This is a genomic window from Rahnella sp. P4_A8 (assembly GCF_056402435.1).
In genome coordinates this window covers 1-1,099 of the sequence record NZ_JBFUHK010000266.1, presented here as the reverse complement: position 1 = coordinate 1,099, position 1,099 = coordinate 1, and the positions used below count along the sequence as shown (strand labels likewise).

Annotated in this window: 1 protein-coding gene and 1 pseudogene; one reads left to right on the top strand and one right to left on the bottom strand. The window is 45.7% G+C overall.

Translation table 11 applies throughout. The features are described from left to right. Positions 1 to 249, top strand: a pseudogene (locus tag AC1DUO_RS25300) (type II toxin-antitoxin system PemK/MazF family toxin); the annotation flags it as partial. Positions 250 to 622: 373 nt separating this feature from the next. Here the strand turns inward: AC1DUO_RS25300 and AC1DUO_RS25295 are convergent. After that, the coding region (locus AC1DUO_RS25295) for an S-4TM family putative pore-forming effector (protein WP_477989433.1) at positions 623 to 1,099 on the bottom strand (477 nt) is incomplete at its 5' end.

Genomic DNA, 1,099 nt, shown 5'->3' with positions numbered 1-1,099 from the left:
GAGCAGGGGTTACTTGCTGCCGTAGGTATGTACTCCTTACAGGAGAAACTTGATAGAACAATTCAAAACGGTCAACTGCAGTCAGCTGAGTTGGAGGAGTTACGGCCTGAAGTTGAAACAATACGGGAAGAACTTGCGGAGTTGAGGGATAAATACCGTATATTGTCTGACTTGTACCTAGCATCATCTGGGCATGTTACAAGAGAAGACGTTGAGCAAGAAGTTATAGAGTACATGGGGCTTGACTAACAGTCAGAATAGTGATGTACTTAGCACATCGGTAGGGGTAAAGAGACGGCACTCTCCCTGCGACGCTGAAAGATGCAAGCCGACGAACACAAAGTTTTGCAGTTCAAAAAGGCCACCAGATGAGGTGGCCTTTTTGTATCTATGTTGGTCGATTCTTTTTTTCATACTCCTGACGCGAATAAAGATCTCTGGTGATTTGTTTATAAACTGGGTTTTTAAACAACATAAGTTAAAACACTGGTTACGCTGCGACGCTTAATCTTCAGGGTCGTACTCTCTGTAATGGTCTTCCAATCAATATCCTCCGCAACCTGAATGGTTTACCGTGATGTGCTCCGGCATACTTAAATCCTATACCGGAGCTAAGGAGGGATTATTCCTGAAGGTGCAGCTCCTTCAGATTCGTTTCAAAGTAATCAACATAAATTCGCTCATTTTTGGGCTTCATTATCAGCTGAATACCGTTGGGAACGGGCGGACATGAGGCCCGGTAAGCGAACATCTCATCCTGGATATTCCGTAGCGTATAACCCAGTTTCTCTTCTTCTGCCCTTCCGGAAACCCGGATGCCGGATAATTCCTTTTCAACGTATTTTTTCAGCTTCTCGCTTCTTTTCATACTGCTGCGATTATCCAGAAACTGAAGCAAGAAATAGCGGATGACCGGCAATGTGAACACTACATAGAAAAGGATCTCATTCAGCCCAGATTTCATGGCGATGCCGTAAACAAGCATCGCGACAGGCGAGACAATGAATGCTGAAAGATAAAACACGTGCAGCACCTCCCTGAGCGATTTGTCCCAGCCGAGGTTTTTTCCGTGGCACAGGAGCGCCATTACGGCCTGCGG